The organism is Brachybacterium sp. AOP43-C2-M15, from assembly GCF_052446295.1.
Lineage (GTDB): Bacteria > Actinomycetota > Actinomycetes > Actinomycetales > Dermabacteraceae > Brachybacterium.
Window position 1 is genome coordinate 91,116 of the sequence record NZ_JBQSWB010000011.1, and the last position, 18,755, is coordinate 109,870.

The 18,755-nt window shown below is 73.2% G+C and carries 15 protein-coding genes; 5 read left to right on the forward strand and 10 right to left on the reverse strand.

Annotated features, from left to right (window positions below):
- Nucleotides 1–7: 7 nt before the first annotated feature.
- Entirely contained in the window at nucleotides 8–463 is a 456-nt protein-coding gene (locus ACT3SP_RS13415; protein WP_444587801.1) for a metallopeptidase family protein, read from the forward strand.
- A 5-nt stretch (nucleotides 464–468) separates the two neighbouring features.
- Here the strand turns inward: ACT3SP_RS13415 and ACT3SP_RS13420 are convergent, their stop codons facing one another.
- The 3 genes from ACT3SP_RS13420 to ACT3SP_RS13430 are packed head-to-tail and all read right to left on the reverse strand — an operon-like array spanning nucleotide 469 to nucleotide 5,740.
- Nucleotides 469–2,088, reverse strand: coding sequence for a DUF5719 family protein (locus ACT3SP_RS13420; RefSeq protein WP_444587802.1), 1,620 nt, complete (start codon nucleotides 2,086–2,088; stop codon nucleotides 469–471).
- Nucleotides 2,081–5,428 (reverse strand): hypothetical protein, encoded by a 3,348-nt coding sequence (locus ACT3SP_RS13425; protein WP_444587803.1) that lies wholly within the window; start codon nucleotides 5,426–5,428, stop codon nucleotides 2,081–2,083. The genes ACT3SP_RS13420 and ACT3SP_RS13425 overlap by 8 nt, the downstream gene beginning before the upstream one ends.
- A 12-nt stretch (nucleotides 5,429–5,440) precedes the next feature.
- Complete coding sequence (locus tag ACT3SP_RS13430; protein ID WP_444587804.1) at nucleotides 5,441–5,740, reverse strand: WhiB family transcriptional regulator; 300 nt, start codon at nucleotides 5,738–5,740, stop codon at nucleotides 5,441–5,443.
- A gap of 141 nt (nucleotides 5,741–5,881) precedes the next feature.
- Here ACT3SP_RS13430 and ACT3SP_RS13435 point away from each other — a divergent pair, with 141 nt between their 5' ends.
- The gene (locus ACT3SP_RS13435) at nucleotides 5,882–7,024 is read left to right on the forward strand and encodes a coenzyme F420-0:L-glutamate ligase (RefSeq protein WP_444587805.1); all 1,143 of its coding nucleotides are present in this window, start codon (nucleotides 5,882–5,884) and stop codon (nucleotides 7,022–7,024) included.
- On the forward strand, nucleotides 7,021–7,755 hold the full coding sequence (locus ACT3SP_RS13440) for a TIGR03089 family protein (protein ID WP_444587806.1): 735 nt from the start codon (nucleotides 7,021–7,023) through the stop codon (nucleotides 7,753–7,755). Before ACT3SP_RS13435 ends, ACT3SP_RS13440 begins: the two co-directional genes overlap by 4 nt.
- A gap of 115 nt (nucleotides 7,756–7,870) precedes the next feature.
- Here the strand turns inward: ACT3SP_RS13440 and ACT3SP_RS13445 are convergent, their stop codons facing one another.
- From ACT3SP_RS13445 to ACT3SP_RS13470, 6 genes are all read right to left on the reverse strand, one after another.
- Nucleotides 7,871–8,641: an ABC transporter ATP-binding protein gene (locus ACT3SP_RS13445; protein ID WP_444587807.1), complete on the reverse strand. Its 771-nt coding sequence runs from the start codon at nucleotides 8,639–8,641 to the stop codon at nucleotides 7,871–7,873.
- Nucleotides 8,642–8,654: 13 nt separating this feature from the next.
- Nucleotides 8,655–9,581: an ABC transporter permease gene (locus tag ACT3SP_RS13450; RefSeq protein WP_444587808.1), complete on the reverse strand. Its 927-nt coding sequence runs from the start codon at nucleotides 9,579–9,581 to the stop codon at nucleotides 8,655–8,657.
- Nucleotides 9,578–11,695 (reverse strand): glycosyltransferase, encoded by a 2,118-nt coding sequence (locus tag ACT3SP_RS13455; RefSeq protein ID WP_444587809.1) that lies wholly within the window; start codon nucleotides 11,693–11,695, stop codon nucleotides 9,578–9,580. Before ACT3SP_RS13455 ends, ACT3SP_RS13450 begins: the two co-directional genes overlap by 4 nt.
- Nucleotides 11,696–11,730: 35 nt before the next feature.
- Entirely contained in the window at nucleotides 11,731–12,888 is a 1,158-nt protein-coding gene (gene glf / locus ACT3SP_RS13460; protein WP_444587810.1) for a UDP-galactopyranose mutase, read from the reverse strand.
- A 111-nt stretch (nucleotides 12,889–12,999) separates the two neighbouring features.
- A complete protein-coding gene (locus ACT3SP_RS13465) occupies nucleotides 13,000–13,824 on the reverse strand; it encodes a glycosyltransferase (protein ID WP_444587855.1) in 825 nt (274 codons plus the stop codon).
- Between the two features lie 53 nt (nucleotides 13,825–13,877).
- Nucleotides 13,878–14,888 carry a glycosyltransferase family 2 protein gene (locus ACT3SP_RS13470; RefSeq protein WP_444587811.1) on the reverse strand — a complete coding sequence of 337 codons (1,011 nt, stop codon included), beginning with the start codon at nucleotides 14,886–14,888 and terminating at the stop codon, nucleotides 13,878–13,880.
- A 275-nt stretch (nucleotides 14,889–15,163) separates the two neighbouring features.
- Here ACT3SP_RS13470 and ACT3SP_RS13475 point away from each other — a divergent pair, with 275 nt between their 5' ends.
- Nucleotides 15,164–16,483: an LCP family glycopolymer transferase gene (locus tag ACT3SP_RS13475; RefSeq protein WP_444587812.1), complete on the forward strand. Its 1,320-nt coding sequence runs from the start codon at nucleotides 15,164–15,166 to the stop codon at nucleotides 16,481–16,483.
- Nucleotides 16,484–16,542: 59 nt separating this feature from the next.
- On the opposite strand, the gene ACT3SP_RS13480 is transcribed toward ACT3SP_RS13475, so the two are convergent.
- Nucleotides 16,543–17,262, reverse strand: coding sequence for a glycosyltransferase family 2 protein (locus tag ACT3SP_RS13480; RefSeq protein ID WP_444587813.1), 720 nt, complete (start codon nucleotides 17,260–17,262; stop codon nucleotides 16,543–16,545).
- Nucleotides 17,263–17,426: 164 nt separating this feature from the next.
- Between ACT3SP_RS13480 and ACT3SP_RS13485 the strand changes: the two genes are divergently transcribed.
- A complete protein-coding gene (locus ACT3SP_RS13485) occupies nucleotides 17,427–18,752 on the forward strand; it encodes a nucleotide sugar dehydrogenase (protein WP_444587814.1) in 1,326 nt (441 codons plus the stop codon).
- The last annotated feature ends 3 nt before the right edge of the window (nucleotides 18,753–18,755 follow it).

Genomic DNA, 18,755 nt, shown 5'->3' on the forward strand with positions numbered 1-18,755 from the left:
TGTGGCCATGGATGTGCAGCCGTTGCGGCCGGGATCACCGGGCCCCCGACAGGGACCTCGCCGCCGCGACCGCCGCGGACGCGGCCGCCGCTGGGACCTGATCCCCCCGCACCTGCCGGGCTATCGCACCCGGCGCGAGCGCTTCGACGACCTGGTGGCCGATGCCGGTGCCGCGCTCACCGAGCGCTTCCCCCGCCGGCTCGCCCACCTGCAGGTGCTGGTCGAGGAGGTGCCTCCGGCCGATCCGGCGCCCTGGGAGGAGGTCTCCGTCCTGCTGGGACGGGTGATCCCGCCCTCTCGTGAGCATCCTGCACGGGTGATCGTCTACCGTCGGCCCCTGCAGACCCGCTGCGCGACCGAGCTCGAGCTCGAGACGCTCGTGCGCCAGGTGCTCTCCGAGCAGATCGGCTCGCTGCTGAGCATCCCACCGGAGGACGTGGATCCCGAGGCCTGGGCCGGCTGAGCCCCTCACTCCCCGAGGGTGACCGTGACGTCCCGTCCGCCGCCCTGCTCGGACAGCACCGGGTAGGACGAGAGCAGCGAGACCTCGTCGCCGTCGCTCTGGCGCTGCGTCCAGGCGGCGTGGACCACGCCGGGCACCTCCGGGACCAGGCTGATCCCGGCGGCGGACTCGCCGTCGATCTCGAGCTGCTGCGCACCGACCGCGGCGGTGGCGCCGGCGGCGACCTCCACCTCCAGCGGCTCCCCCGCGGAGCCGTCGGCGGCGATCGGGATCACGGTGACCGCGGAGTCGGCGGTGGCGGCCAGGGTGAGCTCGCCGGCGGCGCCCTGAGCGGGCAGGGCGCTCATGCCGTGCGAGCGGATCGCCGGAGCGGGGGCGACGACGGCGAGGTCGACCGGTGCACCGATGGTGTCGCCGGGAAGCTCCGCCCCGGTCAGGGCGCTGCGGGCGACCGCGGTGACCGGCTCCTCGGCGCGCACCCGCACCGAGTAGGTGCCCTCGGGCAGTCCGTCCAGGGAGGTGCGCACCACCGTGCCGCCGGGCACGTCGACCTCCGCCAGCGCGGCGGCGTCGATCGGCCCGTCGGGTCCCACGACCTCGACGGATGCCGTGGTGTCGGTGCCGCGGGGGTTCGCGAGCACCAGGGTGGGCGCGGTGCCCGCGACGTCCACACCGGGCATCAGCAGGTCCGTCCCCGCCGCGGGCAGGGGGTCGAGGATCTCGGCGCCGCCCGGGGTGAGCCCATCGCGCTCGGTGGTCTGCAGGTGCATGACCAGCGGCGCGCCGAGCACGCTCACGTCCACGCCCACCGCCTCATGACCGGCGGCCACGGACTCCAGCAGCACCCGCTCCTCCTCCCCGGGGGCGACCACGATCTGGCTGCGACCGTCCATCGCGGCCGGTCCGTCCTCGGTCCACAGCTGCACGGAGGCGGTCGCGGGCCGGTCGGTGGTGTTCTGCAGCACGAGCACGGAGCTGTCGCCGGTCGCCGTGGAGGTGCCCAGGAAGGAGGCCTCGGTGGCAGGTTCCGCGCAGCGGGTGACCGCCAGGGAGCGGTAGTCGCCGTCGGCGGCCACGGTGCTCTGGAGGGTGTCCGCGATCGGTCGCCCCTGCTCGGAGGTCGCGGAGCTCACGTGCGGGGCGGTCTCGAGGCCGGTCATCCCGAGCACGGCGGCCCCCAGGTCCTGGGAGGAGGGGGAGTCCGAGAGGACTCCCCCGTCGGGTCCGTCGACGGTGATCGAGGGGGCACGGACCGAGCCGTCCTCCTCCTGCAGGGTCGAGGAGCCGCTGACGGTCCCGAACAGCAGCGAGGAGGCGGGTTCGACCGAGACCGTGCGCAGGGAGATCTCCGGGCTGGGCGGGGCGACGGCGAGCTCGGGGTCCGCTCCGGCGTCCAGGGCGCCCTCGGGCACCTGCAGCGGGCCGTGGCACCAGCGCGTGCTCGCGCCCGGCTGGGAGACGGCCGAAGCCCGATCCACCGCCACGGTGCCCGCCTCGGGCACGGTCAGCAGGGCACCGGCGGCGAGCGCGAGCGGCAGCAGCGCGGCCAGGGCGAGGAGGGGGCGGGCCCCGTCGCGCCGCGCGCGATGGTCCCCGGTGCCCTCGGGAGCGGGGTTCTCAGCCATACATCTCCTCCGCCGTGCGCGTGCGGACCCGCCAGGGGATCGCGATCAGGGCGGTCAGGGCGGTCGAGGAGTAGAGCAGCAGCTGCCACAGCAGGCGCAGGGGCTGCTGGCGGTGGACATCGATCTCGCCTCCCGCTCCGGCGGGGACCACGAATCCCTGGGCCCAGCCGTCCACCGCGACGGCCTCGAGCTCCGTGCCCTCGAGCGTCGCCCGCCACTGGGTGTCGTGGCGCTCGGAGAGCACGACGGTGCGTTCGGCGTCCTCGGCAGGGATCCGCCCGCTCGCGTCGACGACCCCGCTGGCCAGCGGCAGCGGTGCCGAGCCCCCGATGACGACGGCGCGCGGGGCGGAGTCGATGACGCGCCACATCCCGCCCCGGGTGCCCTCGGTGACCTTCTCCAGCCCGGTGGAGGCGTCCAGGGTACGCATGAGCCCGGACTGATCCCCCGCTCCGCCCTGCACCACCACGTAGGAGAGGGCGAGGTGGGAGTCGGCCCGGCCGTCCTCCTCCTCGGCGGAGCCCGGGGAGAGCATCTCCGCGACGGTCTCGCGCAGCGCGGCGGAGGCGGGGTCGCCGTCCGCGCCGCCGCCCGTCCGGACGGTGTCGACGTCGCGCGCGTCGGTGACCACGGCGTGCTGCAGGACGGAGTCGCCGCCCTGGACCACCAGCCGGGCCTCGACCGCGCCGTCGTCCTGCTGGGCGAGGAGGAGCACGCGGGTGCGGGCGTCGGTGCGGCCCTGGTCCGCGGCGGCGGCCGGGACCTGGCCCTCCTCGACCCGGTCCAGCTGCAGCCGTCCCGGCAGCAGCACGGTCCAGCCGACCACCGAGGCCAGGCACGCCGCGGCCACCACGGCGCCGATCGCGCCGGTGAGCAGCCGGCGCACGCGGCCGTCACGGGCCTCGCGGCGGGCCAGGGCGTCGAAGGTGGCGGCGGCGCCGACGGCGAGTGCGAGCAGAGTGGCGCTGAGCAGTCCGTGCAGCGGCGGCGCGACGAGCCGGTCGCCGTCGACCGCGGTCCAGGTGCTGCGTGCCAGCAGCACCGCGAGCAGCCCGACGGCGGCCAGCAGGAGGCTGAAGCGGCCGGCCCTCCCGGCCGCGCCGGGCAGCAGCGGGGAGGCGACCGCGGCGAGGACCACCGGGGCCAGCGGCAGCAGCAGGGGCAGCAGCGTGGCGGCGGTCCCGCCGAGCAGCGGGGCCAGCAGGTCCTGCAGCCCGGGATCGACGGGCCACAGCGCGACCAGGTCCGTGGCGGAGGCGGAGGCTGCGCTCGGCGGGACCCCGGCGACGGCGAGCACCGACCCGGGGTGGCCGAGGTAGGAGGCCAGGTAGGGGGCGTGGAGCGCGAGGGAGGGCAGCAGCACCCACAGCAGGCGCCGGCGTCGGCCGGGCACCGCGATCGCGACCAGCACCAGGGCCACGGCGGCGAGCAGCACGAGGGCGGGCTGCACCGCCCCGATCACCAGCAGCAGCAGCCCGCCGGCCGCGGCCGCGGAGACGCTGGCCTGGGACACCTTGTGGGGCAGTCCGATGGCGCGGCCGACGGCGAGGGCGAGCAGCGGGAGCAGGATGTGCACCAGCAGCAGCGGCCAGGCGCCGACGGCGAGCGCGGACACCAGCGGCGGGGCGAGAGCCCAGACGCTCGCGATCACCAGGCGCGCGCCGACGGCACGGGTCAGCGCGCCCGAGGCCCACCAGGCGAACAGCGCGCTCGCGGGCACGGCGGCGAAGACCAGGATCTCGATCAGCAGCGAGCCGCTGAAGGGCAGATGGCCGAGCAGCCGCACCAGCGCGTCCCCCGGGCCGCGCTCCCCGAGCCCACCGGGGACCCAGCTCGACCAGGCGGCGTCCCAGAGATCCCTCCATCGCTCGGGGATCGGGCGCAGTCCCGGCCCGGCGAGCTCGCCGCGGCCGAAGAGGCCGCGCAGGGCGAGCAGCCCCAGCACCGTCGCGGCGAGCGCGACCACGACCGTCCAGACGACGTGGCGCCCGTAGTCGGCGTCGTCGAGTCCGTGCCGGGTCCCGGCGATCCCCCAGGTGGTGCGACGGATCTGACGACGACGGTCATCGTCGGCGAACAGGCGCGTCCAGGCGTCGTCCCCCCAGCGGCGCAGCGCGGCGCCGCGCGGCAGGTAGAGCGGGGCGAGGCGCCCTCGCGGCACCCGGGCGTGCCGGCGCTCGCGCAGGGAGCGGCCGAGCACGCGGCGCGAGCGCGGCACGACGGCCGCGGCGGCGCGCAGCTCCATCATCGCCCGGCGGGGAGCGGAGGCGGCGATCGCGCCCAGCATGCGCAGCAGCGTCTCGATCGGCAGCAGCGCCAGGGTGAGCAGGGCGTGCAGCAGGGTGCGCTGCTTGATCAGCACCAGCAGCTGCCCGGTGCGCTGCTCGCGGAGCCTGTCCAGCAGCGGCCGGACGGGGTGGGGATGCAGCACGCGGGCGGAGGCCTGGACCGCGACCCTCTCCCCCGAGCGCCAGATGCGTCGGCACAGGTCGATCTCGGCCCACGGGGTCGGCAGATCGGGGTCGAGCCCGCCGACCTCGCGCAGCGCCTGCTCGCGCACGAGCATGCCGGGCAGCGGCACCGCCAGCACGTCGTGGCGCCAGTCCGCCTGCCCCTGGTCGATCTCCCCCGGGTCGACGCCGGTGATGATCCGCCCGCCGTGGGTGAGGGTGAGGCCGACGTCCACGAGCGCGTCGGCGCTCTCCGCGGTCAGGGGCTGGTCCGCGCCCGGGGAGGCGTGGCGCACCCGCTTGGTGCCGACGACCGCGGTGCTGGGAGAGGACTCGAGGATCTCCAGCTGGCGCTCGAGGGCGTCCAGACCCGGGGTGGACTCGTCCACGACGAACCACAGCCAGGACTCGCCGGCCGCGTCGGCGGTGCCGACGCGTCGGCCGGATCTGTAGGGCTCCTCGCGCAGACGCTGCGGGACGTGGGCGAGGTCCTCGGCACGCTGCGTGCGCTCCCGCTCGACGGCGACGCTGTCGACCCGGCGAGCGCGACGGCCCCGGGGGCGTCGGCTCGTGGTGCGCGACGCGTCCTCGCCCGCGGTCCTGCTCCGCTCCGCCGCACTCTCGCGCGGGGCGAGGTTCTCGAGGGTCTCGCGGACGGCTCCCGCGCGGCTCACGGCGGTGGAGACGGGGAGGATCTCCTGGATCGATCCCTCGGCGAGATCGGCCTGGACGCTCGCCAGGACGCTCTCGGCGAGCTCGGACGGGGTCACCACGACGACCCGGTCCACGGGACGGGTCTGGGTGGACAGCGCAGTGCGCAGAGCGTCGTGGGTGGACGCAGTCGTCGCCCCGCTCAGCAGGACGACCGCAGTGACATGACGATCGCTCACCGGGTCAGGATGTCAGACCACCCGGCGCTTGAGCTTGCGACGCTCGCGCTCGGAGAGCCCGCCCCAGATCCCGAAGCGCTCATCGTTCTCGAGGGCGTACTCGAGGCATTCTGCGCGCACCTCGCAGGAGACGCACACCTTCTTCGCCTCGCGCGTGGAGCCGCCCTTCTCGGGGAAGAACGCCTCCGGGTCGGTCTGGGCGCACAGCGCCCGTTCCTGCCAGGTCAGCTCGGCGTCGTCGGAGTCCTGCCCGGCGAGATCGAGCAGGGACAGCTCGGCACGCGCGTCGTCCTCGACCCGTTCCTCATCCATGGCCACCACTCCTTCCACTGCTGTGTCGAGCACCGAAGGCCCGTCGGGGCCTAAAGTACACCGGTGTAGTTATGGTCCGTCAAGCGGCGGCGGCGCGTCGAGGCGCCCGCCGCACCCAGATCACAGCCCCGGGAGGCCCCCGTGACCGACGCCCGTCCGCCCGCGCAGGTCGCACCCCTCTCCGCCGCCGGCGCACCGGCCCCCACGCTGACGGTGCTGCCGGTCACCGGGCTCGACGAGATCCGCGAAGGGGCCGACCTCGGCGCCCTGCTCGCCGCGGCGCTCGCACCGCTCTCCCCGCGCGACGGCGACGTGCTGTGCGTCTCCACCAAGATCGTCTCCAAGGCGCTGGGGCTGCGCGTCGCGCCCGAGCAGCGGGAGCGCGCGATCGAGGAGGCCTCGGTGCGCCTGGTCGCCCGGCGCCTGCACACCCGCGTGGTCACGTCCGTGGTGCAGATCCCCTCGGGACCGGTGATGGCCGCCGCCGGGGTGGACTCCTCCAACGCTCCGGACGGTCCGCTGCTGCTGCCCGAGGACCCCGATGCCTGCGCCCGTGAGCTGCGGGACGCGCTGGTCGCCGCGCTCGGGGTGGACCTCGGGGTGCTGCTGACGGACACCTCCTCACGGATCTGGCGGGTGGGGGTGGGGGACATCGCCCTCGGGGCGGCGGGAGTTTGCTCGCTGCAGGATCTGCGCGGCGGCACCGACGCCGACGGCCGCCCGCTGACGGTCACGGTGAGGAATCTCGCCGATGAGCTCGCCGCGGCCGCGGACCTGGTCAAGGGCAAGGCGAGCGGAGTCCCGGCGGCGCTGGTGCGGGGCGTTCCGGGGGCGACCGCGCAGGACGTCCCGGCCCGGGACCTCTCCCGCACCGGGGCGGAGGACTGGTTCCGCCGCCCCAGCCTCGAATCGGTCTGGGCGGCGATGGGGCTGACGCCGCAGCAGGAGCCGATCGCCAGGATGTCCCCCGAGCCCGACGACGAGCGGATCCGGCGGGCGCTCGCGGTCGCCGCGATGCCCCGGGGAGGCGCCCGCGCGGCGGCCCCCGCCCCCGGGGCGCGCCTCGAGGGTGCCGCCGCTGGGCCCCGGTCCGGCGGTGGTGCGCGTATCGTGGTGGATCCGGCCGACGACTCGCCCACCGCGCTGCTCGATGCGGCGACGCTCGCCGAGCGGATCCGGACCGCGCTCGGCGCCGAGACCCTCGGCGTCCCGCTGCCGGAGATCCTCGTCGAGGTCGCCGTCCCCGTCCCGGGACAGCGCACCGACCCGGAGGATCCGTCATGAGCACAGTCCGACCGCCCGCCACCGCCGACACCGCCGCGCAGCTGCTGAGCGCCCTCGAACGGTCCGGTCCGAACCCCGCCCTCGCCTGGTACGGGGAGTCCTCGCGGATCGAGCTGTCCGGCCATGTGCTGGCCAACTGGCTGATCAAGTCGATCGGGCACCTGCACGAGGAGATCGCGCTGGCGCCCGACGACGCGGTGGTGCTCGATCTGCCGCCGCACTGGAAGCGGCTCGTCCTGGCGGTGGCCGCCTGGGCGCTCGGCGCCGAGGTGACGGTGCACGATCGTGGGACCGACGGGGACGGCGGAGACGGCGGAGACGGAGGTGGCCGTGGGGACGGCGGCCCGCCCGCCGGGTTCGCGGAGCCGCGCGTGGTGATCACCGACCGTCCCGACTCGCAGCTCGCCCGCGCCGCGGACGAGGTGCTCGCGGTGCAGGCCGTCTCGCTCGCGCCGCGCTACGACGGCGAGCTGCCGCCCCTGGCGCACGACTGGCTCGCCGAGGTGCGGGGCAGCCCGGATCAGCTCGGGGTGGTCCTTCCCGCGTGGAGCGGCCCCGCGGCCCACATGCCGGTGACCGGGTCCCCGCCGCGCCTGCTGGTGGAAGACGACGGGCTGGACACGGCCTCGCAGGTGCTCGGCGCGCTGCTCGCCGGCGGGGGGATCGTCGGCCCCGCCGAGGACGTCGCCGCGCAGCAGGCGCAGGAGGAGTCGGTGACCGGGCGGGTCTGAGAGGCGGCGCCGAGCGGATGCGCCCGGGTCGCGCAGGGCCCATCCCGCGCACAGCTCGCGACGTCGGCTCGCGAGACCAGCCCGCGAGACCAGCCCGGGAGACCAGCCCGCGAGATCAGCTCGCGCGCAAGGTCGCGACGGCCTCGGTGGGGTCGCCGTCGTAGACCGTCCGGCCCTTGCGCAGCACGACGATGCGGGTGCACAGCCTCTCGAGCATCTCGAGCTCGTGGGAGACCACGATCATGGTGCGCCCCGCCTCCTGCAGCTCCCGGATGCGCTCGAGGCACTTGCGCTGGAACGGCTCGTCGCCCACCGAGAGGATCTCGTCGACCAGGAAGATGTCCGGCTCGGTGTGCACGGCGACGGCGAAGGCCAGGCGCAGGAACATCCCCGAGCTGTAGTACTTCACGTCGGTGTCGATGAACTCCTCGATCTCGCTGAAGGCGACGATGTCCTCGAACTTCGCCTCGATCTGCTCCCGGTCCATCCCGAGGATGGCACCGTTGAGGTAGACGTTCTCGCGCCCGGAGAGGTCGGGGTGGAACCCGGCGCCCACCTCGATCAGCCCTGCGACCCGCCCCCGCAGCCGCACCTGGCCCCTGTCGGGGTAGAGCACCCCGGAGATCGTCTTGAGCAGGGTCGACTTGCCGGAGCCGTTGAAGCCGATCAGCCCCACGGTCTCCCCCGCGTGCACGGTGAGGTCGACGTCGTCGAGCGCGAGGAAGGTGTCGGCGAGCTTCTTGCGCTGCAGCGCGGAGAACACCAGCTCCTTGAGGGAGTGGTCGTGACGCAGCGAGAACTGCTTGGTGACGTGGTCGATGCGCACCATCTCGCGGTCGGTGGGGACCGCCGCGGACTCCGGCACGGACTCGATGTTCGGACTCACCGCTGCCCTCCTCTCACAGTTCCTGGGCGAAGCGCCGCTTGGAGTGCTCGAACAGGACGGTGCCGACCACGAAGGTGGCCGCCGCGATCAGCAGCCCGGCCCACCACAGTCCGAAGGGCTCCCCGGGGGCGAGCAGCGAGGGGTCCGCGCCCGCGCGCTCCACCACCGGCGGCGAGTAGCGCCAGAAGGCCACATGGAACAGCTCCACGACGATGGTCAGCGGATTCAGCTGGTAGAGCCACCACCAGATCGTGCCGCCGATCGCCTCCTCGACCATCGAGATCCGGTACAGCACCGGGGAGAGCCAGGTCGCGACCATCACGATGAGGTCCACGAAGTTCTCCACGTCGCGGAATGCCGCGTTCAGCGCGGCCGTGACCAGCCCCAGCCCCATCGTGAACACGACCAGGATCAGCAGCCCCAGCCCGAAGGCGAGCGCGGACGTCGTCGAGGGCAGCCAGCCGAACAGCAGCGCTCCCACCACCAGCACCAGCAGCTGGGGCAGGAAGTGCACGAGGGCCACGATCATGCTCGCCCAGGGGAACAGCTCGCTGGGCAGGTAGATCTTCGAGACCAGCGCCTGGTTGCCGGTGATCGAGCGGGTGGCGTTGCCGAACACCTCGCCGAAGAGGTTGACGACCACGATGCCGCTGAAGAGGTACACCGCGTAGGCGGGGGTGTCGCGCTGGAGCTGCAGGAACACTCCCAGCGCGATGTAGAACACGATGAACTGCACCGCGGGCTTGACGTAGCTCCACAGCATGCCCAGCGCGCTGCCGCGGTAGCGGACCCGCAGCTCCTTGCGCACCAGCAGGCGCAGCAGGAAGCGCTCCCGCACCGGGTTCAGCCATCCCGCGTCCTGTCCGGGCGCCCGCCATCCCTCGGCCTGCTCCGCGCGCGTGGGCAGCCGCGAGGAGCGTGCGGCTCCGGCGCGGCTCACGCGGCCGGTCCCCTGTCCTCGCCGGTCCGGGTCCCGCCGGTCCGAGCTGCGCGGTCCGCGGCCCGGTCGCGCTCGCGCACGGGGGCCGGGTTGTCGGCGAAGGTCCGCTCCCAGGCGGCGAAGGAGGTGATCCGGGCGGAGGCCTCGCGGTATCGGGCGCTCAGGCTGCTCCACTGCAGGAGCAGCGCGGCATGGGTGCGCAGGGTCTCGACCAGCATCCTGCGCACGGCCTCGGGGTCGCGCTTGTACCACGCCGCCCGGGTCCCCTCGGCGTTGGAGACGACGGCGCTGTCGAAGCGGCTCAGCCGCCACCACTTCGCATCCTGATGGGCGATCTCCGTCTGCGGGTGCACGCGGGACAGCTCGGTGGTGGACTTCGCCAGCTGACGCATCATCATCTTCGCGGTCCAGGCCGGCAGCATCGTCCGGCGCGGCGGCGTCATGTCGCGCCCCTTGCGCGGCGGACGCTCCCGCCGGACCGCGGGGAAGGCCTCGGCCCCCTCCCGCGTCGTCGAGTCGTCGAACTCCTCGACCATGGCCCGCAGCTCCGGCAGCGCCAGGGAGATCTCCCGGTGCAGATGATCGGGCCCGCGCAGCACATCGGCCTGCGCCTTCAGACGGGCCTGCTCCGTGTAGTACTGCATCGAGATGAGGTGCTTGATGTCGATCGACTGGGACTCCCCGAGAACCCCGCCGCCGCGCTCGTAGTGCGAGTGCAGCAGGGCGGTGATGATCCGGTTCCGCTCATGGAAGTAGACCTGCCAGTCGAGGGCATCGTTCTTGTCCGCCCACGTCACGTGCCAGACCCCGGCCCCGGGAAGGGACACCGTCGGGTAACCGTGGTCGCGGGCCCGCAGCCCGTACTCCGTGTCGTCCCACTTGATGAAGACCGGCAGGCTCAGGCCGATCGCCCGCACCGTCTCGGTGGGGATCAAGCAGGTCCACCAGCCGTTGTAGTCCACGTCGGTGCGACGGTGGAGCCAGGGCGTCGAGCGCAGCGGATGCTGGGCGAAGTCGTGCTGCATCTCCGGTGCGGAGCGCGGCAGCGCGGGCTGGATGGTCCACGGATCGACGATCTCCCCGAAGGCGTGCAGCACGGAGCGGTTGTTCAGATCGAACATGTGGGCGCCGACGAGCGTGGGGCGCACCGCGAAGTCCGCGAAGGTCACCATCCGGATCAGGGACTCCGACTCGATGACGATGTCGTCGTCGCAGTTGATGACGTAGGTCGAGGTCCCGGCCGTCGCCGCCTCGTACATGCCCCGGGAGAATCCGCCCGAGCCGCCGATGTTCCCCTGCTCGATGATCTGCAGCTGCCCGCCGAGCTCGGCGCTGAGGGGAGCCAGATCCTCGGGGTGGTCCCGCAGCCGGTCCGAGCCCTGGTCCACGACGTACATGACGTCCAGCAGCGACCGCAGGTCGCCGTCCTGCGCGATGGTGCGGATGTTCTCCAGGCAGTACTCGACCTTGTTCATCGTGGTCATCGCGATCGAGAAGCTGCCCTCCGTGCGGGCGAGGCCGGCATCGGCCGACCACTCCGCCCCGAGGATGACGAGGTCCTCGCCGCCGGCGTAGGCGTCGAACCAGTACCAGCCGCCGTCGCCGAAGGCGGTGAGGGGGAGCTCGACGACCTGCTCGCCGTCGGTCGTGACGTCGATCGTGAGGTGTCGCTGCAGGCTTCCGCGCGCCGTCGAGCGCATCACGATCAGCTGCCCCGCCCCCAGGGTGCGGACGGTCAGCCGGATCTTCCGCACCGCGGTCCACCGCCGCCAGTAGCTCGCGGGGAAGGCGTTGAAGTACGTCCCGAAGGACCGCATCGCGCGGGCGGGGATCCGCACCCCGTGCCGCTCGCTGAGCTCGTTCACGTCGACGCGCGTGCGCGCGGCGGTGCGCTCGATCACGTCATCGGCGTCCCCGAAGGACGCCGCGATCTCGCCGCGCAGCCCGACGGAGCCGCCGGCGCTCGAGGCGCGGGCCTCCTCGGCCTCGATGTAGAGGGGGACGATGTCGGGCGAGACCTCCACAGGGAGGATGAGCCGCTGCAGCACCCGCTGGTCGGCGCTCCGCGGGGGATCGTCCTGGCTCGTCGACTCGGCGATGGCGGTGGGATTCATGAGTGGTGGAGCTCCTCGTCGGCGCGGCGGTCGGGTCAGGCCCGCAGCAGGTCGGCCAGCTTGTTGTCGGCCATGGACAGGGCGGAGCCGATGGCCATGTGCATGTCCAGGTACTGGTAGGTGCCCAGGCGTCCGCCGAACAGGGTCCGCGGCTCGGCGCCGGCCCGTTCGCGGTAGGCCAGCAGGCGCTCGCGGTCACGACCGGAGTTGATCGGGTAGTAGGGCTCGTCCCCGGACTCGGCGAAGCGGGAGTACTCGCGCTGGATCACGGTGCGATCGGCAGGGTAGTCCCGCTCCGGGTGGAAGTGACGGGGTTCGATGATGCGGGTGTAGGGGACCTCCGCATCGGCGTAGTTCATCACCGAGGTGCCCTGGAAGTCACCGACGTCGTGGTGCTCGGTCTCCAGGTCGATCGTGCGCCAGCCCAGCTCTCCGAGCTCGTGGTCGAAGTAGCGGTCCACGGGGCCGGTGTAGACGACGGGGAGGTTGCCGCGCACCGCGTCCCGGTTCAGCGGCTGCGAGGTGTCGAAGTAGTCCGTCTCCAGCCGCACCTCGATGTCCGGGTGGTCGGCCATCCGCTCCAGCCAGGCGGTGTAGCCCTGCTCGGGCAGGCCCTCGTAGGTGTCGCTGAAGTAGCGGTTGTCATAGGTGTAGCGCACCGGCAGCCGCGAGATGATCGAGGCGGGCAGGTCCTTGGGATCGGTCTGCCACTGCTTGCCGGTGTAGTTCTTGATGAACGCCTCGTACAGCGGGCGGCCGATCAGCGAGATGCCCTTCTCGTCGAGGTTCTCCGGATCGGTGCCCGCGAGCTCCCCGGCCTGCTCGGCGATCAGGGCGCGCGCCTCCTCCGGGCTGTGGGCCGCGCGGAAGAACTGGTTGACGGTGCCGAGGTTGATCGGCATCGGGTACACCACGCCCTGGTGGTTCGTGTACACCTTGTGCTGGTAGCCGGTGAAGCCGGTGAAGCGGTTCACGTACTCCCACACCCGGGGGTTCGAGGTGTGGAAGAGGTGGGCGCCGTACTTGTGGACCTCGATGCCGGTCTGGGCATCGGCCTCGGAGTAGGCGTTGCCGCCGATGTGCGGACGCCGGTCGATGATGGTCACCTTCGCGCCGTGCTCGGCGACGGCGCGCTCGGCGATGGTCAGTCCGAACAGACCGGAGCCGACGATGAGGAGATCAGGAGTCGACACAGGGTGTCCTTTCGACGCGTGCGGAGGGTCCGCGGGAGACCAGACGACAGTATTCGAGCTGGGTGAACGGGAGACGACCAGGAGGTGACCCCGCCCGTGATGTGGCGACCCTCACGCCGACCTCCCCTCCTCGGCGCCCTTCTCGATGAAGCGCCGATAGCCGACGCGGCGCAGCCAGCCCGGGGCGAAGCGGTAGGCGCCCCGGAGCGCGACGTTGCGCACGAACAGGCCCGGCGTGGTGACGCCGTCCCGCACCATCCGCTTCTGGAACCGCAGATCGCTCGCGAACAGGCGCCGGCCGCCGCGGCGCGCGAAGAGCTCGTCGTCGACGCGATAGTCGACGAGCACCTCGGGGAGGTTCCCCATCCGGGCGCCGCCGAGCATCATCCGCTCCCAGAGCCAGTAGTCCTCCAGCAGGGGGAGGTCCCGGTAGCCCCCGACGGCGAGCGCGACCGAGCGCCGCAGCACCATGGTCGGATGGTGGAAAGGGCTGTGATGGGGCAGGTACGCCACGATCTCCTCGTGCGTGAGGGGCCGGGTGCGCAGAGGGCCCTTCCCGGGCGGGAGCCGGTCGCTGAACTCGCGCATCGCCGAGCCCAGCAGGTCCAGCCCCGCACTCTGCATGCGCGGGATCTGCAGCGCGAAGCGCTCGGGGCGGCACAGGTCGTCCGCGTCGGCGCGGGCGACCAGCTCGTACGGGCTCATCTCGAGGCCGTCCTGGAGCGCGGCGGCGACCCCGCGATGAGCATCGTGACGCAGCACGCGGGAGGGCCCCCACTCCCCCGCCGCGACCCGGTCCACGACGTCCTCGAGGGCGGCGGGCAGCTCACCGTCCACCGTGAGGATCAGCAGGTCCGGCTGTCGCTGCTGATCCACGGTGGCGGAGGTCAGGGCGAGCTCCACGCGGTCGGGCAGATCGCGCCCCCACAGCGGCATCAGCACCGCGAACCCTGCTGACGCCTCCGGACTCCCCCGGTTCCCCTGCGCCGTCACCGGCCCGCTGCCCTCTCGATCGCGCGGACGTCCGCGGCGGCCTCGCCATCGGCCGCCAGCACCGTGGCCGAGGGGCGCGGTCCCCGCCGCAGCGCCGCGGCCAGACCGCGCAGGCCCACCCCGAACAGGTCCCCGCGATGCCGGACCAGCAGCAGCATCCAGCCCAGGGCGGTGCGGCCGCCGTGCAGGATCTTCTCCAGCGGGGTGAACGAGGAGGTGCGCAGCAGCGCCCAGAGGCGATTGCGCACGTCGTAGTAGAAGCGGGAGCCGGGATTGGCCTGGGCGTTGCCGAAGCGCGCGGTGCGGTGCTCGACGACCGAGCCCGGGACGTGCAGGCCGCGCCCGTGGCGCAGCAGGCGGCCGGTGTGCTCGAAGTCGTCGGACCAGATGAAGTAGTCCGCATGGGGCAGGCCGAGCCGGCGCACGTCCTGGCCGTTCAGCAGCGCGGAGACGTAGCTGGCGGTGCGGATGGGACGTCCTCCGGCGCGCGCGGCGTCCGCCTTCTCCTGGGCGCCGGCGCCCAGCCGGGTGCGCGGGGTGTTCATGGGATGGTCCCGCCCGTCGGTCCAGACGGCCCGCGAGCTGAGGACGCTGAGCCGCACCGGGGAGGCTTCGAGGGCCCGCAGGAGGCCGGCGAGGGCACCGGGCCGCGGGACGGTGTCGTCGTCCATCACCCAGATCCAGTCCGCGTCGTGGCGCACCAGGGCCCGCGCGATGCCGGTGGCGAAGCCTCCCGCCCCTCCCACGTTGCGACGCAGGTGGACGACATCGGCGCCGATCGGGTGCGCGTCAGCGACGGCGCCGCTGGCATCGGTCGAGGAGTTGTCGATCACGACGACCGCGTCGGGCCGTCGCTCCTGCGCCGCGAGCCCGTCCAGGCACTCCTCGAGGAGCGTCTCGCGGTTGTAGGTGACGACCACGGCGACGATGCGCGCCGAGCGCGCCTCGGGGTGGGCGGAGCCGGACTGCGACATCGGGTCGCCGGGGGATGCTGCGGTATGGGTCACTGCGCCTCCTGCTGCTGTTCCGTGCCGCCAGGGCGGCGCCTCCCCAGTGTACGGAGCGGGACGCGTCCGCTCCGCCCACCCCCATGACCGAGGTGTGAAGGTTCTCGGGAGTTTCGCAGGAAGGTGCCCTCCACGCCGCGGCCCACCGGCGCGGCGGCCGCCGCGGGCCGCTACTCTGGCGAGCGCCGTCCGCGCGGAGGCCCGCTCGGTCCGCCGAGCACGGCACGCCGACGACGAACCAGGAACGCACGGCCCCGACCGGGAAGGAGACAGCAGTGAGCGATCAGCCGCCGCCCCGCTCCCCGCGTGCCGGAGGCCCGCGCCGCCCCGGCGGGCATCGCGCCCGCGCCGGGGGGAGCGCACGTCCCGTCCCCCGCCCCGGGTCCGCCCCCGCGCCCTCCGCGAGGAGCTCGTCCGGCGATGCCGGGCCGACGCCCACGCGGCCGCTGCCCCGTGCCCAGCAGCCCGCCCCCGACGCCCGCTCGGACGCCGGCGCCGCACGGGACGGCCGCCGCGCCGCCTCGATCCACCACCGGGCGGGCTCGCCGCAGGCACCGGTCGACGGTGCACCTGCCGGCGGTGCGTACGGCGGCGCGCGGGAGGGAGGTCCCGGAGGTCCGCCTCCCGGGGGCCCGTCCCGCTCCCGTCGACGCCGCTCGCGGATCCCGCGTCCGCTGCGACTCGGCGCCACGCTGCTCGCGCTGCTTCTCGTCGTGGTCCTGGGCTGGGGCGCCGGCCTGACGCTCTGGGCCGACAGCCGGATCGAGCACGTGGACGCCCTGTCCGATGCCGCGAACACCCCGGGCACGACCTACCTCATCGCCGGGTCCGATCGCCGCGACGGGGAGGCGGTGGGCGAGGACGGCACCGAAGGAGCCCGCACCGACACGATCATGCTCCTGCACAAGGCGCCCGGCGGGAACAGCTACCTCATCTCCCTCCCCCGCGACACCCTCGTCGACATCCCCGGCGAGGGCCGCTACAAGCTCAACGCCGCCTACTCCTTCGGCGGCGCGCCGCTGCTGGTCGAGACCGTGGAGCAGTTCTCCGGCCTGGCCATCGACCACTACGTGGAGATCGGCTTCGACGGCGTCTCGCAGATGGTGGATGCGGTCGGGCACGTCAACCTCTGCATCGACCAGGACGTCGACGACGAGAAGTCCGGCCTGGTGATGACCGAGGGCTGTCACGACGTGGGCGGCGAGCAGGCTCTCGCCTTCGTGCGCGCGAGGTACTTCGACCCCACGGCGGACATCGGCCGACAGAAACGTCAGCAGGAGTTCATCGGGTCCCTCATGGACCGCGTCACCTCGCCGTCGGTGATGCTGAACCCGCTCGCGCAGGTCCGTCTCGCGGGCGCCGGCTCGGGTGCGCTGACCACCAGCGAGGGGACCGGCATCATCGACGTGGGCCGGATGGCCCTGACCGCCCGCAGTGCGATGGGCTCGGGCCGGACGCTGTCGATCCCGGTCACCGACCCGGAGTACCAGACCGAGAACTCCGGCGTCGCGATCCTCACGGACGAGGACGAGGTCGCCGCGTTCTTCGCCGAGGTCGCCGACGGCTCGGCCGAGCCCGCGCCCGACGGCGGGTGATCCCCGTGCCCGCCGTCCCGCTCCCCGCAGGAGAGGAGCACGGCGGACGCGGGCGGAGCTCAGCGGAAGAGCATGTCGATGACGATGTTCACCGAGTTCAGCATCGGCTGGCCCTTAGAGCGCGAGTAGTCCGTGTAGAGGATGTGCACCGGGTGCTCGGACACGGTCAGCCGGTGACGACCGATCTCCTCGACGATCTCGGAGGCGTGCGCCATCCGGTTCTGCTCGATGGTGATCTTCTCGCAGGCCTCGCGGCCCAGCACGCGCAGCCCGTTGTGGGCATCGGTCAGGCGCACGCCGGAGGTGATGTTCGTGTACCAGACGGCACCGCGCAGCACGATGCGCTTGAGCACCCCGGGCTTGGTGCGCGCGTCCAGGAAGCGCGAGCCGAGCACGATGTCCACCCCGTCGGCCTCCCGCTGGGCGACCATCGAGGCGGCATCGTCCACCTGGTGCTGGCCGTCCGAGTCGAAGGTCACGACCTGCTGCATCCCCGGGTCGCGCAGCGCGTAGTCGATGCCGGTCTTGAGGGCGGCGCCCTGGCCCATGTTGTAGGGGTGGCGCACCACCGCGGCACCCGCCTCCTCGGCGACCCGCGCGGAGTCGTCCGCGCTGCCGTCGTCCACGCACACCACGAGCGGGTAGCGGGTGCGCAGATCGCGGATGACATCGCCCACGACCTGGCCCTCGTTGAACAGCGGCACCACGAACCAGGTGGTGTCGGCGCCCGGTGCGGCCGGGACGCCCTGGCCTTCGGACGGAGCGTCGGACGTGCTCACAGGCTCTCCTTCGGGTCGACCGAGCTCGGGGAGATCCGCCGACGGCGGGGCGGCGGAGCGCGAGGCTCCGGGACCGCGGTTGAGGATACCCTGTCACGGTGGACCGCCCCCGGTGGTCGACGACGCGCACGGCGCCCACGTGGTGCCCCACGAGGAGGAGCATTGTGAAGACTGCTGTTGTCGCCCTGGGGAAGATCGGCCTGCCGCTCGCGGTGCAGTTCGCCGATGCCGGCCACGAGGTGGTCGGGGTCGATGTGAACGCGCAGCAGGTGGAGCTGATCAACCGGGCCGAGGAGCCGTTCCCCGGCGAGGCGCATCTGGCGGAGAAGCTGGCGGAGCTGGTGCCGGCCGGGAGGCTGCGGGCGACGACGGACTACGCCGAGGCGATCCCGGGCGCGGACGCGGTGGTGATCGTGGTGCCGCTGTTCGTGGACGACGCCTCGTGGGAGCCGGACTACGGCTGGATGGACCAGGCGACCCGCTCGCTGGCCGAGCACCTCAGCCCGGGGACCCTCGTCTCGTACGAGACGACCCTGCCGGTGGGGACGCTGCGCACGCGGTTCGTGCCGATGATCCAGGAGATCTCCGGGCTGATGGAGTCGGAGGACTTCTTCGCGGTGTTCTCCCCCGAGCGGGTGCTGACCGGGCGCGTGTTCGAGGACCTGCGCAAGTATCCCAAGCTGATCGGTGCCCTGACCGAGGCGGGCGCGGTGCGGGCGCGGGAGTTCTACGAGTCCGCGCTGAGCTTCGACGAGCGTCCCGATCTGGCACGTGCGAACGGGGTGTGGGATCTCGGCTCCCCGGAGGCGTCCGAGCTGGCCAAGCTCGCCGAGACCACCTACCGGGACGTGAACATCGCGCTGGCCAACGAGTTCGCGCTGTTCGCCCAGGACCACGGCATCGACGTGTACAAGGTGATCGAGGCGTCCAACTCGCAGCCCTACTCCCACATCCACCAGCCCGGGATCGCGGTGGGCGGGCACTGCATCCCGGTGTATCCGCGGCTGTACCTCTCGACCGATCCGGTCGCGGAGACGGTCCGCACCGCCCGCACCCTGAACGCCTCGGTGCCCGCGAAGCTCGTCGAGCGCGCCGCGAACCTGCTCGGGTCCCTGCAGGGGCTGCGGGCCGTGGTGCTCGGCGCCTCCTACCGGGCCGGGGTGAAGGAGACCGCGTTCTCCGGCGTGTTCCCCGTGGTCGAGGCTCTGCGGGCCCGCGGTGCGGAGGTCGCGGTCCACGACACCTTCTACGACGACGAGGAGCTGGCCGGCTTCGGCTGGGCGCCCTACCACCTCGGGGACGCGGCAGATCTCGTGATCGTCCAGACCAACCATCCCGAGTACCGCGAGCTCTCCGCCGCGGACGTGCCCGGGGTGAGGCTGGTCGTGGACGGCCGCAACATCACCACCGCCGAGAACTGGACCGGCACGCCCCGCCTCGTGCTCGGCGACGGCTCCGCCTCCACCCACCAGCAGGCAGAGGAGGCGTGAGCC